The 16,513-nt window shown below is 37.9% G+C and carries 10 protein-coding genes; all 10 read left to right on the forward strand.

Annotated features, from left to right (window positions below):
- Positions 1–469 precede the first annotated feature (469 nt).
- Positions 470–619 carry a hypothetical protein gene (locus ACY0M5_RS08375; protein WP_154675798.1) on the forward strand — a complete coding sequence of 50 codons (150 nt, stop codon included), beginning with the start codon at positions 470–472 and terminating at the stop codon, positions 617–619.
- On the forward strand, positions 615–737 hold the full coding sequence (locus ACY0M5_RS08380; RefSeq protein ID WP_461631695.1) for a beta-galactosidase: 123 nt from the start codon (positions 615–617) through the stop codon (positions 735–737). Before ACY0M5_RS08375 ends, ACY0M5_RS08380 begins: the two co-directional genes overlap by 5 nt.
- A gap of 125 nt (positions 738–862) precedes the next feature.
- Positions 863–2,266, forward strand: coding sequence for a cellulase family glycosylhydrolase (locus ACY0M5_RS08385; RefSeq protein ID WP_461631443.1), 1,404 nt, complete (start codon positions 863–865; stop codon positions 2,264–2,266).
- Between the two features lie 169 nt (positions 2,267–2,435).
- Complete coding sequence (locus tag ACY0M5_RS08390) at positions 2,436–3,998, forward strand: glycoside hydrolase family 43 protein (protein WP_461631444.1); 1,563 nt, start codon at positions 2,436–2,438, stop codon at positions 3,996–3,998.
- Positions 3,999–4,283: 285 nt separating this feature from the next.
- Positions 4,284–6,881, forward strand: coding sequence for a xylan 1,4-beta-xylosidase (xyl3A, locus tag ACY0M5_RS08395; RefSeq protein ID WP_461631445.1), 2,598 nt, complete (start codon positions 4,284–4,286; stop codon positions 6,879–6,881).
- Positions 6,882–6,992: 111 nt separating this feature from the next.
- Positions 6,993–8,639 (forward strand): alpha-L-fucosidase, encoded by a 1,647-nt coding sequence (locus ACY0M5_RS08400; protein ID WP_461631446.1) that lies wholly within the window; start codon positions 6,993–6,995, stop codon positions 8,637–8,639.
- Positions 8,640–8,654: 15 nt separating this feature from the next.
- Positions 8,655–9,812, forward strand: a complete 1,158-nt coding sequence (locus ACY0M5_RS08405; RefSeq protein ID WP_461631447.1) for a sialate O-acetylesterase — start codon at positions 8,655–8,657, stop codon at positions 9,810–9,812.
- Positions 9,813–9,912: 100 nt separating this feature from the next.
- The gene (locus ACY0M5_RS08410; protein WP_461631448.1) at positions 9,913–12,429 is read left to right on the forward strand and encodes a glycoside hydrolase family 2 TIM barrel-domain containing protein; all 2,517 of its coding nucleotides are present in this window, start codon (positions 9,913–9,915) and stop codon (positions 12,427–12,429) included.
- A gap of 3 nt (positions 12,430–12,432) precedes the next feature.
- Entirely contained in the window at positions 12,433–14,352 is a 1,920-nt protein-coding gene (locus ACY0M5_RS08415; RefSeq protein ID WP_461631449.1) for a glycoside hydrolase family 97 protein, read from the forward strand.
- A 61-nt stretch (positions 14,353–14,413) separates the two neighbouring features.
- Positions 14,414–16,411, forward strand: a complete 1,998-nt coding sequence (locus ACY0M5_RS08420) for a glycoside hydrolase family 97 protein (protein ID WP_461631450.1) — start codon at positions 14,414–14,416, stop codon at positions 16,409–16,411.
- Positions 16,412–16,513: the final 102 nt, after the last annotated feature.

The raw sequence follows: 16,513 nt of genomic DNA on the forward strand, positions 1-16,513 counted from the left end.
GCAGGCCTAATTTTTTGTATGGTAAAAAATATACAATGGATTGGTTTGTCAGAAAAAATATGAATGCCGATACGGTTAAATCAATTATCCGCAACTCCTTTTTTTAATAATTGCGATAAGGAATGTTTTGGTATCAATTTTAAAGTTCGCACATCAAAAAATGGAATTTTCGGGCTTTTTTTTCTATTTTATTTTTTCGGACAGTTATGCCTTAAAGCAGGAATAAATATGTAGTTAGTTTCAACAAACACTATTTGCTCTGAGGTTGTTGCTAAATAGCAAAATAATGGAAATAATACATTTATACCCCCTTTGTAAAACATGGAGCCCCTTGGGAGTTTGGAGAATACGATATATTTAAATTGTCGTTTATTTGAAACTTACAGGTGTGTAATGTTTTGGATGAAAGAATTTTAAAGTCGTTAGATTATAGTCGCTTATGATAGAAATTGTAAAATATGACAATGTAATGAGAAAGACTAGTACTAAAGTGATGTTGTTAATTGCATTTGCTTTCTTTTTAAACTTCTTCTCCGAAGCGTCGCAATTGTATGTGGACACAAATTATCATCCTTATGATGATAAAATATTGAGAAAAATAACAGCAGCATTAAATTAATAAAAGAGGTAGGCTCAATGTTGTCTGCAAGAGACATTTGGCATGGGATAGTTACGAGCCTGCCGAAGGACAGTTCGATTTTGAATGGTTCAATACCGTTATGGATTTAATTAAATGATGCAAGGATTTCTTTGGAACGAGTTGAAAGTATATTGAAGTAGTATTGATTATGTATTAATTAGAAACAAAAAGAGAATGAAGTTAAATGTTTATTTTAAAGGGTTAGTGATTTTTATTACGATCATGTCTTTTTTTTCATGTAAGAAAGAGGCAGGTGTAGAGCCAGTTTTAAATGTCTCTCAAACTGAGATTAACGTAGAACCCGATGGAGGTGAGGATTTATTTACTATTGAATGTAGTGATGAATGGACAATAAATAATAATGCATCTACCTGGGTACAAGTAAGCGTTACAGCAGGTGATAGTGGTACTACTTCGGTTGGCGTTACAATTGAAGCTAATAATACTGGTAATCATAGGAGTGGTATTTTGACTATAAACTCATCGAATGGTCAAGCAAGGAGAGTGACTGTTGATCAGGCTGCAAATCTATATCCTTCCTACAATACATCACCAATAGCTCCTGATGCAACAGGGATGAGCAGTACTGCTGTAGAATTGGCAGCAAAAATGACCTTGGGAATTAATATTGGTAATACCTTAGAGGCAACTCCCGGGGGCGAAAACGCTTGGGGCAATCCTAACATTACAAAAGAATATGTTGGAGCCATCAAGAATTTAGGGTTTAATGCCGTTCGTCTTCCATGTTCATGGGATCAGTATGCAGATCAAACGACTGCAAAAATAGATCAGGCATGGATGGACCGCGTTAAGGAAGTGGTACAGTACTGTGTTGATAATGATATGTATGTGCTTCTTAACATCCATTGGGATGGAGGTTGGTTAGAAAATAACTGTACTCCTGAGATGAAAGAATCGGTAAATGAGAAACAGAGAGCTTACTGGGAGCAAATAGCAACGGCAATGCGAGACTTTGATGAGCATTTGATGTTTGCCAGTGCCAATGAACCAGCCGTAGATGATGCTGCTAAGATGGAGGTGCTAAGTTCTTATCACCAGACCTTCGTCAATGCTGTTCGGTCTACTGGCGGAAGAAATAGCTATAGAGTGCTTGTAGTTCAAGGACCTAGCACAAATATCGAAAAAAGTAATGATTTAATGGATATGCCCACAGACGAGATAGAGGGACGTATGATGGCTGAGGTTCATTTTTATTCTCCTTCTCAATTCTGTATCTTGAAAGAAGACGTAGATTGGGGGAAAATGGCCTTCTACTGGGGAAATGGGTTTCATTCAACGATTGAGCCTGAACGTAATGCCACCTATGGAGAAGAAGATGCGGTAGATGCATCTATGGCTTTGGCAAAGGCGAAGTTTGTAGATAATGGAGTCCCGGTGATTTTGGGAGAGTATGGTACTTATAGACGTGATAATGAACAATATGTGCCTAAAGATTTAGAGCTCCACAATAACTCCGTGGATTATTGGATGACCTATGTGACAAAAAAGGCTCTTGAAAACGGTTTGATTCCATTTTATTGGGATATTGGTGGAGCCGTGGACAGACAGAACTATACTGTAAAGGACCAACGTACTATTGATGCTATTATAGAAGCGACTAAGTAATTCAACAAATAATTTGTAATCATCCCCCGGCACTTGTGCCGGGGGATGATTACAAATTATTTATGATAAATCAAGAGTGTAAAAAAATACACTTTGTACTGTTTAAGTTGTTTAGGGTTTTTACACTCTTGGAATGATTGAGGGGCTTTAAATCAATAAAACAACCATTATGAAGATTCTCTTTTTTAAAGAAAATAAAAGAATGTATATAAAAAAAATAGTTTTAAGTACAATTATAGCTATGTGTTTTCTTGGATGTAAATCCACTGAAAATCAATCAAACACAAATAAAACGGAAAGGGTTAAGGAAAACTTAGTGGAAAAATTCGCAGGTGTTTCACCGAAGCTTAGCTCTGACAATGCGAATCCTTTATTAGACTTTATGTTTACTGCCGATCCAACAGCGGTTGAGTATGAAGGAAGAATTTATGTCTATGCTACCAATGATCATCAACAGTATGAGAACGTAGGAAAGGACGGAAAAAACACATATCATCTTATTCGTTCACTGGTCATGATGTCTTCTGACGACATGGTCAACTGGACGTATCATGGTCTTATAAATACAGCGGAAATTTCGCCATGGACTCAGAATTCATGGGCGCCTTCAATAACATCTAGAGTAGAATCTGATGGAAAGACACATTTCTATTTGTACTACTCTAATAGTGGTATAGGAACGGCCATGCTTACCTCTACTTCTCCCGTTGGTCCCTGGAGTGACCCATTAGGGAAAAACATAGTTGATAGTTCTGTGCCTGGAGTCAATTGCGAGTCTCCATTTGATCCTGGAGTTGTTATAGATGACCAAGGTATGGGGTGGCTGGCTTTTGGAGGAGGAACACCTAAAACCGAATACATGCCAGGTAATTCTCGTATTGTTAGACTAGGAGAAGATATGATTAGTCTTGCTGGTGACATTGCTGAGATACCTGCGCCTTATTGTTTTGAGGCAAGCGAGCTTAACTTTATAAATAGAACCTGGGTTTATACTTTTAATACAAGCTGGAAACCGCGCACGGAATGGCCTTATAAGAATATTGATAAACCTAGCCAATGCAGTATGTCTTATATGACAAGTAAAACGCCTTTAGATTCGGATAGCTGGAAGTATCGCGATAGCTACTTTAAGAATCCTGGTGATTACCACGTGGGACCTTATACAAATAACCACACGCATCTGTTTCAATTTAAAAGGAAATACTATATAGCTTATCACTCCATGTATTTACAGGATTATTTAGGTACAAAAGGTGGTTTTCGCAACGTAAGTATTGATGAAATACAGGTGGATGAAGAAAACGTACGCATACACATGGGAGAAGCGACTTATAAGGGGCCTTCTCAACTTAATACATTAAATCCATTCGTTATCCAACAAGCAGAAACAACTGCTGCCACTTCTGGACAAGTTCAATTTGAAGCTTTTGGTAATCCAGGTAATATGGTTGTTAAAGGAAACGAGGATAAACAATGTCTCATGGTACGAGGCGCTGATTTTAGTCAACATATTCCTGCAGAATTTGAAGCTAGGGTAAAAGGAAAAGGTAAGATAGATGTCTATGTGAATGATTTAAAAGGAACAGCTGTTGTTTCTCTTATATGTGATAAAGACGAATGGATTACTCTGTCAAAGAATGTAGAAAGAAAAATAAAGAAGGGAGTGGGGAATATCTATTTTGTATTTAGTGGAAAAGATTTTGTGTTTGATGAATGGCAATTTAATGATTAATTCTCGGAGTTATTTTATTGAAGCCAATATATAATTAGATATTCAATCAAAAAAAGCTTTACGATTAAATATTAAGCTGTTGATTATTATTTTGAGTAAAAATGTCTAATTGAAAATGTTCGGTAGGATGAAATACTTTCAATTAGACATTTGGGAAATATATTGCTCATTAAATGAGTCGTAAAAGTTGTTTTTTGCAGAAAGAATAAAGCTAAATAAAATGAGAAAGGTTCTTTGTCGAAATGCTATTCTCTGTGTAATTAATAAGATATACAAAAAATAAAAATGAAAAGATTCATATTCATAGTGATAATTTTTTTTCTTATTACAAATACCAGTGCACAACAATTTCCTTATCAAAATCCTGATTTGAGTTCATATGAACGTGCAAAGGATTTAATATCACGCCTTACGTTGAAGGAAAAAGCAGCACTGATGTTTGATGAGTCGGAGGCAATTCCTCGTTTAGGAATAAAAAAATTCAATTGGTGGAGCGAAGGATTACATGGAATCAGGTATGCTCATAATGTATCTGTTTTTCCTCAGTCTATTGGGATGGCCGCATCCTTTGACGATCAACTCGTTTACCATGTTTTTGATGCTGTTTCTGATGAATTCCGGGCCAAATACCATGAGGCTCGAAGAGAAGGAAAAGAGAACAGTAAATTTCTAAGTTTGTCTGTTTGGACACCCAATATAAATATATTCCGTGATCCACGTTGGGGACGAGGACAGGAAACGTATGGAGAAGACCCATATTTGACCACCCGTATCGGAATTTCTGTGGTCAATGGACTTCAGGGACCTGTTGATTCAAAGTATAAAAAACTATTGGCATGTGCTAAACATTTTGCAGTGCATTCCGGTCCGGAATGGAGCAGGCATTCACTGAACCTTAACAATGTTAATCCACGTGATTTATGGGAAACTTATTTGCCTGCATTTAAAGCGCTGGTGCAACAGGCTGATGTACGGGAAGTAATGTGTGCCTATCAGCGTTTGGATGATGAACCTTGTTGTGGAAGTAATCGATTACTTCAACGAATTTTGCGTAATGACTGGGGATTCAAATATCTTGTTGTTTCCGATTGTGGTGCGATTACTGATTTTTATAGCAGCCATAAGGTTTCATCTGATGAAGAGCATGCAGCTGCCAAAGCAGCCTTATCAGGTACTGATGTAGAATGTGGTTGGGATTATATTTATAATAAATTACCTCAGGCAGTTGATAAAGGATTGCTTGATGAAAAGGATATCGATGAACGTCTGGAACGGGTTTTGGTTGGGCGTTTTGATTTAGGCGAAATGGACGAGGACTCCTTGGTGTCCTGGTCAAAAATTCCTACATCGGTAATTGATTCAAAAGAGCATAAAGAATTGGCTCTTAAAATGGCGCAGGAGTCAATGACACTGCTTCAAAATAAAAATAATATCCTGCCATTGTCTAAATCAGTAAAAAAGATTGCTGTAATAGGACCTAATGCTGATGATGAGGCGATGTTGTTAGGTGATTATAACGGATTCCCATCCAGTATCACTACAATTTTGAAAGGGGTTAAAACAAAACTTTCTGAAGATAAAATATTCTACGATAAAGGTTGCGATATAATTGAAGACATGATTACCCAAAGTCTTATCGAAAACTGCTCTTTTGATGGAAAAGCTGGAATGAAGGCGACCTATTGGAACAACAAAGAGTTTAAGGGAGAAATTGTTACAAGTGAGCAAATTGTGAGTCCCATACAATTAACGACTGCGGGTCAAAATCAATTTAGCAGTGGCGTAAATCTTAAAGGATTTTCCGGAAAATATGAAACGGTTTATCACGCTAGTCAATCGGAAGAAATAGTTTTCAGGTTAGAATTTGGAGGAAAGTGCGAAGTGATTGTAAACAATGAAACCTTATTTTCAAAAGAATTATGGCAATTGGCACCAATCAGGATTCCGTATAAAGTTAAAAACGGGAAAGATTATAAGATAGAAATTAAATATTCTGCCGTTAACGATGGAGTAGAAGCAAGCCTAAAATTAAATGTCGGCAGGGAGATTCCAGTTAATTATGATGCATTGGTTACTAAATTAAAAGGAATAGATGAGGTGATTTTTGTTGGTGGTATTTCACCAAGATTAGAAGGAGAAGAAATGCCGGTCGAATTTAACGGATTCAAAGGTGGCGACCGAACTAATATTGAACTTCCTCAATCGCAGCGCAAATGTTTGCAAGCATTGAAAAAAGCAGGTAAAAAGATAGTATTTGTAAACTGTTCCGGAGCTGCTATAGCATTAACTCCTGAAACTGAAAGCTGCGAAGCTATTCTTCAGGCCTGGTATGGCGGACAATCAGGAGGTCAGGCTGTGGCCGATGTTCTTTTTGGAGATTACAATCCTTCCGGGAAATTGCCTGTAACTTTCTATAAGAATTCAGATAAACTTGGGGATATTGAAGATTATTCCATGAAAGGAAGAACCTATCGGTTTATGGATGATGCTCTTTTTCCTTTTGGATATGGATTAAGTTATACTTCATTCAAAATAGGCAATGCCAAATTAAGTGAAACCGAAATTAAAATTGATGAATCAATCCATTTGACAGTGCCGGTTACAAATACAGGAAAGCGTATTGGTAATGAAGTTGTCCAGGTTTATATTCGAAAAGTAAACGACATCGAAGGACCGTTAAAAACATTACGTGGATACCAACGTGTAGAAATCCCGGCAGGAAAAACCCAACAAGTTACTATTGATTTGAATCCTTCTTCGTTTGAATTTTTCGATTGGAGCCAACGAAAAATGATGGTGAACCCTGGTGAATATGAGGTTTATTATGGCAATAGTTCCGATAGTAAGAATTTGAAAAAAATAAAATTAATTAGAACATTGTAATAATACTCTTTGCAGATTTCTGGGCTTAAGAATTGGATTGTGTTTTATTGAAAAGTAGATAATAGAATTTAAAAATTTTAAATATAAACCGTTTTAAAATAGTATTAATTTATGAAAATCGTTTTTTCTACCATAATTTCCTTATTGTGTAGTTTAATGGTGTTGGCTCAGGAAAAAAAAATGGTAGTAGTAAATACCAGCAAAGAGCCCGTTACACCAGGCAAATTTGAGTCAACATGGGAGTCGCTTCAGCGATACCAAACACCAGAATGGTTTCGCAATGCCAAGTTTGGCATTTGGGCACATTGGGGGCCACAATGTCAGCCCGAGCAAGGTGACTGGTACGGCAGGCTTATGTACGACGAAGGTAGTCCCCAGTACAAATGGCACTTGGAACATTATGGGCATCCTTCTAAGGTAGGCTTCAAAGACGTGATTCATGACTGGAAAGCTGAAAATTGGGATCCAGAAAAGTTGGTGGCCCTTTATAAAAGAGTTGGAGCACAATATTTTTTCGCCATGGCAAACCATCATGATAATCTGGATTTATGGGACAGTAAGTACCAAGAATGGAACTCTGTACGTGTAGGCCCAAAGAGAGACATCATGACCGGATGGGCAGAAGCAGCAAAAAAGTATAACTTGCCCTTTGGGATAAGTGTACATGCGTCCCATGCATGGACATGGTTTGAAACTTCCCAGCGCTCTGACAAGAAAGGACCATTGGCTGGTGTACCTTATGATGGAAACCTAACCAAAGAGGATGGTAAGGGCACTTGGTGGGAAGGGCTTGACCCCCAAAATCTTTATGCACAAAATCATCCCTTTAGCAAAGGAAGTGAAGATGATATTACGTCCTTATGGGGTGGGCAGTGGAATTGGAAAAATGGGGCATCCCTTCCAGATCAAGAATACTGTGATAGATTCTACAACCGTACCATGGATCTCATCAATAAGTATAATCCGGATTTAATTTATTTTGATGACACGGCTCTACCGCTTTGGCCAGTTAGTGATGCTGGTTTAAAGATTGCTGCGCATTATTACAATACTAATATGTCCATCCATGATGGAAAGCTAGAAGCTGTCTTATTTGGAAAGGTACTGACCGATGAACAGAAAAAATGTATGGTGTGGGATGTGGAAAGAGGCGCGCCAGATAAAGCACAAGCAGATGCTTGGCAAACCTGCACATGTATTGGCGATTGGCATTATAACAGGGCTGTTTATGATGAAAACCGATACAAATCGGCAAAAACAGTCATACAAACTTTGATTGACATCGTTAGTAAAAATGGTAATCTACTGTTGAATATTCCAGTTCGCGGAGACGGAACGATTGATGATAAGGAAGTAGCTATTTTAGAAGGCATTGCAGCCTGGATGGATATAAACAAAGAGAGTATTTTTGATACGTGTCCGTGGAGGGTGTTTGGCGAGGGGCCAGTGGCTGATGAAGCTAACCCTATGCAAGGTCCTGGTTTTAACGAAGGCAAAACACAATTGTCGGAAAAAGATATTCGCTTCAATCAAAAAGGGACTATTCTTTACGCCTCAGTTTTAGAGGTTCCTTTAGAAGATATTACCATAAAATCACTAGGTAAAAACAAAGTGAATTTCAAAATAAAAAAGATCGAAATGCTTGGCAGTAATGAAAAACTCAAGTGGAAACAAAAAGCAGGGGTCTTGGTAATTGAAAAACCTAAAGATGTACCAAATGATATGGCGGTAGTATTTAAGATTGAAAGAAAATTTTAACAACTAAGAAAATTCATGAAAAATACAATTATAATGAATACCAAGTTCTTAGGCGGAACAATGTTGGCGACTCTTTTATGGGTTGCCACAATATCATGCGGAAATGCAAATAATGATATAGAACCATTGCTGGATGTTTCTAAAGTATTGATTTCCTTATCAGCAGAAGGGGGAACAGAAAATATAACAATAACAAGTAATGACAACTGGAGTGTTGATGGTTTAACATCATGGTTGGAATTAAACCAAACCAGTGGCAATAGTGGTAACGTAGAAATCCAGTTGACAGCAGAACTAAATGACACAGGTTCAACACGCTCCGCCACATTGAGCATCTCCCTGAAAAATGGAGAGATTCAACAATTGGTTAAAGTATCACAGGTTTCTCAGAGTACGCCCGTAGCACAAGCGGATCCCAATTTTTACATCTTTCTTTGTTTTGGACAATCCAATATGCAAGGCATGGGGGCAATCGAAAGTCAGGATAAGACGGTAGATAGCCGTTTCAAGGTGTTTCAAACACTGGATTGTTCAAACTTGAATAGGGAAAAGTCAACGTGGTATACAGCTGTTCCGCCTACTTGCCAATGTAATTCAGGGCTTTCGCCTGCCGATTATTTTGGAAGAACTATGGTTGAAAATTTGCCAAATAACATCACTGTGGGTATTATAAATGTTGCTGTTGCAGGATGCGACATCAGGCTGTTTGATAAGGATAAATACCAGGACTACGATTCTACATCTACCGATGCCTGGTTTACCTCCATTATAGACGGTTATGATGGAAATCCATATCAGTATTTGGTCAGCCTGGCAAAACTGGCTCAAAAGGACGGTGTGATCAAAGGGATTCTTTTACATCAGGGTGAAACAAACTCGGGGCAGCAAGAATGGCCAACCTACGTACAGAAAATATATAATGATATGTTGACAGACCTATCTTTAGAAGCCAATTCTGTTCCTCTTTTAGCAGGTGAAATGTTCTCTGGCGATAATAATTGCTGTTCAAGTATGAACACCATTATAGGAACGTTACCGGAGACGATTCCAACAGCACACATCATTTCTTCGGATGGATGTACTGGACAGGATGCTGCCCATTTTGACTCAGCGGGTTACAGAATCTTAGGAAAGCGATATGCAGATGAAATGCTTTCTCTATTGGGCTATTAAAGAATAAAATGAGGATGGAGAACGAGGAGTGGTTGGTTTCACTCTTTTGATTGGTGGTTTCCAGTATGAACGATGAATAGTAGACTTAATAAAAAATGAAATGTCTGATAATCAAAGAATATTTATGAAATTATCCGATTCAACCAATGGCCAGACCTATGTCCTAGAGCAAAAAACAGTAGGTTTTAAAAAGTTAAAGCCAAGCTGGAAAACGGTATTAATAGTTTTTTTGCTTTTTATCAATGGCTTGTCAGTTCATGCCCAGCAACAGGAGGGTATTCATAGGAAACAGCTGTTTGATGACAACTGGAAATTCCTTTTAGGCGATACGGTTGCTGTCAGTTCAAAGGATTTCAACGATGAGAGTTGGCGTAAACTCGATTTGCCTCACGATTGGAGCATTGAAGGGAAAGTCAATCCCAAAAATCCGACAAAAGGAGGAGGAGGATATTTTCCGGCAGGAATTGGCTGGTATCGGAAAACCTTTCGGGCACCCGACGCATGGGAAGCTGAAAAAGCAGCTATTTATTTCGAAGGTGTTTACATGAATTCAGAAGTTTTTATCAACGGAAAATCGTTGGGCATTCATCCGTATGGCTACACATCGTTCAGCTACGACCTTACACCATATCTTAATTTCGGAAAGGAAAACGTTATTGCTGTGCGGGTAGATAATTCGCAGCAGGTAAACAGCAGGTGGTACAGTGGCTCTGGAATCTATCGCCATGTGTGGATGAGGGTGAGCAATCCGGTTCATGTGGCTCATTGGGGTATAAACATCACAACACCTGTTGTATCTACAAAAAAGGCAACCGTACAGATAAAGACATTAGTGAAAAATGAAACGACTTCAACACAAAGTATTGTTGCTAAAACTATTCTTTGGAATAAAAGTTCTAAAATAGCAGGAAAAGGTCAGGTGCAAATAGAGCTTCCTGCAAACAGCGAAAAGGAAATTACTCAAACAATAAACGTGTCAAATCCTTTACTTTGGACACCTGAAACCCCCAGTTTATATCAGGCTCAAATTCAGGTAATAAAAGATAAAAAGGTACTTGATGACACAAAAACCAGTTTTGGTATTCGTTCCATAAAATTTACTGCCGAAAAAGGGTTTCAGCTTAACGGCAAAACAGTTAAGATAAACGGAGGTTGTGTGCATCACGATAATGGTTGCTTGGGTTCTGTTGCTTTCGACCGTGCCGAGGAACGCAAAGTGGAGTTGCTCAAAGCTGGTGGATTCAATGCCGTTAGAACGTCGCATAATCCACCTTCCGAAGCATTTCTGGATGCCTGCGACAGATTAGGGTTACTGGTTATGGATGAGTCGTTCGATTGCTGGAAAGTTGGGAAAAACAATAACGATTATTCTAAATATTTCAACCAATGGTGGAAAAGTGATTTATCATCAATGGTATTGCGCGATCGCAACCATCCTTCCATTTTCATGTGGAGCATTGGTAATGAAATACCGGAACGTGGAAAACCTGAAGCTGTGAAAACAGCGATTATGCTTATTGAAGAGCTTAAAAAAATGGATAATACCCGTCCGGTAACTTCGGCTATTGTTGAAAGTGGCAAGGATTGGACAATAATGGACTCGCTAATGGCTGTACACGATGTGGCGGGTTATAATTATCATCTGTATAGTGCGCCGGACGATCATAAAAGAGTGCCTGAAAGAATGATTGTTCACACGGAATCCTATCCAAAAGATGCATTTGTTAATTGGAAATTGGTACAGGAGAACAATTACGTTATCGGTGATTTTGTATGGACGGCGATAGATTATCTTGGTGAAGCCGGTATTGGTAGAACGTATTATTCTGGCGAAACACCTGGTGAAAACTGGGATAACGATATGTTTCCCATTCATGCTGCCTATTGTGGTGATATTGATTTGATGGGATGGAGAAAACCCATTTCGCATTACCGAAGCATGTTGTACAATAATAACGAAAAATTATATATGGCCGTTCGCGAACCTGAACCAGAGCCATTGGAAATCAAAACAACATGGTGGTCGGTGTGGCCAACTTGGGAAAGCTGGACCTGGCCTGGTTTTGAAGGAAAAACTGTTCAGGTTGAGGTATATTCCAAATATCCTAAAGTAAGACTGTATCAGAACAACAAGCTGGTTGGTGAACAGGCAACAACGAAAGATCAAGAATACAAAGCCACATTTTCAGTTACTTATGCATTAGGAGAGCTAAAGGCGGTTGGAGTTGAGAATAATAAAGAGGTTGAAGCTACTACGCTGCAAACTGCCGGCAATGCTGCAAAAATAAAACTTACAGCCGACCGAAAAGAGATATTGGCCAATGGACAGGATTTATCATACATATCTGTAGAAATTACGGACAAGGATGGAATAATCCAACCGAATACCACAAATCGTTTGCATTTCAAAATTGATGGCCCCGGTGTAATTGCAGGAGTTGATAATGCCAACATCAAAGACACCGACTCTTATGTAGATAATACACGAAAAGTATGGAAAGGGAAGGCATTGGTGGTGATAAAAAGCAATCATCATGTAGGTGATATTATATTATCGGTAACATCAGATGGATTGGAGGAAAAAAGTATAATTATTAAATCAACACAAAAAAATTAAAGCATGGGAATATCATTGAAACAACCTCTCTTTTTTTTATTTTTTATTTTAAGTTCGTTTATTATAAATGCTCAGGAAGTAATTTCGCCTAATGGGAACATAAAGATTGTTTTAAATTTGCCCAAAAACAATGCTTCTCATGAATGTTTTTTTAAAACCTTATATAAAGTTGAAAACAGGTTTGTTGAAGTTTTGCCCGATTCTAAATTAGGTATTAATCGTACCGATGAGCAGTTTACAGATAACCTTCTTTTTATTGCAGCATCGAAACCTGTTTCAATACACGATAAGTATAAAATGGTTTGTGGTAAACGATGCCTATGCGAAAATTTTGGTACTGAAAAAACATTCAGTTTCCAAAATTCCAATCATCAACCCTTAAATATTGTTTTTAGGGTTTATAATGATGGTATTGCATTTAGATATGTTTTTCCTAATTATTCTGATTCTGCAAAAAGCATTATTGGTGAAGAAACAACCTATGTTTTGCCCGATAGTACAAGCCGATGGATGCAGCCTTATGAAAGGTCATACGAAAATTTTTATCCGTTGAGTAGAACGGGGGTTGATAAGCAAAGGAAGCAGGAGTGGGGTTATCCTGGATTATTTAAAGTTAATAATCAATCAATTTGGGGGCTGATTTCGGAAGCAGATATCAGCGAAAATAATTGTGCTGCTAAACTATGCAATCTGAAAAATACTAAGGAATATCAAGTTACATACCCTTCTCCTCGTGATAATTTCAAGCAAACAGGGGTGAAAACCATGTTACCTTGGAACTCACAATGGCATACGCTAATAATAGGTCAATTGTCTGATGTAGTAGAATCTACTTTAATTACAGACGTTAGCGAACCGAGCCAATTGAAAGACACAGATTGGATAAAGCCTGGTCCAGTTTCGTGGATATATTGGGCAAACAATCGAGGTTCAAAAGACTACAAAAAAGTAGTTGAATATGTTAACCTTGCTGAGGAAATGAATTGGCCTTATGTGCTGATAGATTGGGAGTGGGATGTAATGGGCAATGGTGGTAATATAATCGATGCTCTGAACTACGCAAAAAGCAAGGGAATAAAACCAATGATATGGTATAATTCAGGTACAATTTGGCTCGACCCAACGCCGAATGACAGGTTGCTGACTGCCGAAAAACGTGCTAAAGAGTTTGCGTGGCTCAATAAAATAGGTGTTTTTGGTATAAAAGTTGACTTCTTTGCCGGAGACCAGCAGGATATGATGAAATATTATATAGACATTTTGAAAGATGCAGCAAAATATCATTTGATGGTGAATTTTCATGGGGCAACAGTTCCCCGAGGCTGGGCTCGTACATATCCAAATTTGATGTCAACTGAAGCTGTATATGGTGCAGAATGGTATAACAATCAACCTGTATTGACTGATAAAGCTGCAGCCCATAATACCACGCTGCCATTTACACGTAATGTAATTGGTTCAATGGATTACACTCCGGTTACTTTTTCAAATTCACAGCATCCGCACATCACATCGTATGCTCACGAGTTGGCTTTGTCTGTTGTATTTGAATCAGGGCTACAGCACTTTGCAGATAGTCCATCAGCGTATGAATCTTTACCAGCAGAACCAAAAGAATTTCTGAAAACCGTACCTGTTGCGTGTGACAATACAAAACTTCTGGATGGTTATCCAGGTGAAAAAGTAATTATTGCCCGTAAGAAAGGAAATCAGTGGTATATCGGTGGGTTAAATGGAAAAGATGAATCCCAGACTTTAATAGTAAAGTTTGATTTTCTGGATAAGGGAAGCTATAATTTCCAGCTTATCAAAGACGGGAAGGATGATAAATCTTTTTCTTCAGAAATAATAAGAGTGAAGAGAGGGGATGCATTGAAAATTGAATGCCTTCCACGAGGAGGGTTTGTTGGTGTGATAAAGTAAAATAATCAAGGAATGTATTATTTGTGATTCAAGTAATATTAATACAAATAAATTAGGAAAAATGATAAAAAAAATTTTCAAAGGAATTGTGTTTTCCTCCCTTTTAATTAGTGCTTCGTTCACATATTCTCAAAGCAATGTAATCCATGTAAAATCCCCTAACGGGAAGATTGACATGGCTTTGGAAAGTGGAGCAAAGCTAACCTGGTCTGTAAAACATGAAAATACAGAAGTTATTGTGCCTTCTACTATATCGTTAACACTTGGTAGCGGAGAGGTTTTAGGCAACAATGCAAAAGTTATTAGCACTAAAAAATCAAAAGTCAACACTACGTTTACAACGCCTATCTATAAAAAGGAATCGGTGGTTGACGAGTATAATCAGGTTATAGTAAATTTTAAGGAGCATTATGGCTTGATTTTAAGAGCCTATGATGATGGTGTGGCCTACCGTTTTTTTACAAATAAGAAAGGCCAAATTATTGTTGAATCGGAAGAAGCTGGTTTTAACTTTAGTAAGGACCATAAAGCCTATGTTCCCTATGTACGTGATCTAAGAGAAAATGACATGTATTCATTCGCCTTTGAATGCGATTATGTTGAGACACCTCTTTCTGGATTTGTAAAAGATTCACTGGCTATTTCTCCGCTGCTTGTTGATCTGGGAAATGGGAAAAAAGCTGCTGTTATAGAGGCTGATTTGGAAGATTACCCTGGTATGTTTTTAACACGAAATAATCAAACGAAGCAAGGTTTGAAAGGAGCTTTTGCTCATTATCCGAAGGAAGAACGAATGGGGGGCTACAATAACATGGACTATATGGTAGCAAAAAGGGAACCTTATATCGCCAAGACAAACGGTACACGAAAATTCCCATGGAGAGCAATCATAATAAGTGAAAGCGATAAAGATCTGTTGAACAATGATATGGTGCAAAAGCTTGCAGCACCTTCTAGAATTAATGATATAAGCTGGATAAAACCAGGTAAAGTAGCATGGGATTGGTGGAATGATTGGAATATATCGAAAGTCGATTTTAAGGCAGGGATCAATACCGAAACCTATAAATATTATATCGATTTTGCTTCTAAAAACAATATTGAGTATGTGGTTCTGGATGAAGGTTGGAGTGAAGAAACCGATATGATGAAGATAGCACCAAGTATGGATGTTGAGGAACTCATTAACTACGGAAAACAAAAAAATGTAGGAATTATTCTTTGGGCTTCATGGTATGCTATCAATCAGGTTTTAGACGATGCTTTTATTAAATATTCAAAAATGGGAGTGAAAGGGTTTAAAATAGATTTCTTAGATCGTGATGACCAAAAAATGGTAAAGTCGGTTTATAACATTGCTAAAAAGGCCGCTTCTTATAAACTTCTTGTTGATTTCCATGGTATGTATAAACCCACTGGCGTTCAGCGAACATATCCGAACATTGTTAATTTTGAGGGGGTAAAAGGCTTGGAGAACGTTAAGTGGACAGCAAATGATGATACCCCATATTATGCCACTTGTATTCCCTTTATCAGAATGCTGGCGGGACCTATGGATTATACGCCAGGAGCCATGCGTAATGCAACAAAAGCAGATTTTCGTCCAAGCAACTCCATGCCGATGAGTAAGGGAACCAGATGTCACCAGTTGGGTATGTATGTTGTTTATGAAGCTCCATTACAAATGATGGCCGATAGTCCTACGGCCTACATGAAAGAACAGGAAAGCACGACTTTTATTACCAAGATCCCTACTACTTTTAATGAAACAGTTGCCCTTGATGGGAAAGTGGGAGAATATGTAGCCATTGCCAGAAGAAAGGGTGATATATGGTATGTAGGCGGTTTAACTAATTGGACATCAAGGGAGATGATAGTAGACCTATCGTTCCTTGATAAAGGAACCTACTCCGCCGAAATTTTTAGAGATGGCATTAATGCGGATAAAGATCCTACAGACTATAAAAGAGAAACAACTGATGTTACAAATACCGATAAGTTAACGGTAAATATGGCCAATGGTGGTGGTTTTGCTATTATAATTAGCCCAAAAAAATAAGTGTATTAAATATTAATTAAAATACGCTTGATCATATAAATTAAATCAAAATATGAGTTCTATACATCAGAAGACAATGTGAATTGGAAATTAGTTGATAAA

Source organism: Labilibaculum euxinicum, from assembly GCF_963678175.1.
In the GTDB taxonomy this organism is placed as follows: Bacteria; Bacteroidota; Bacteroidia; order Bacteroidales; family Marinifilaceae; genus Labilibaculum; species Labilibaculum euxinus.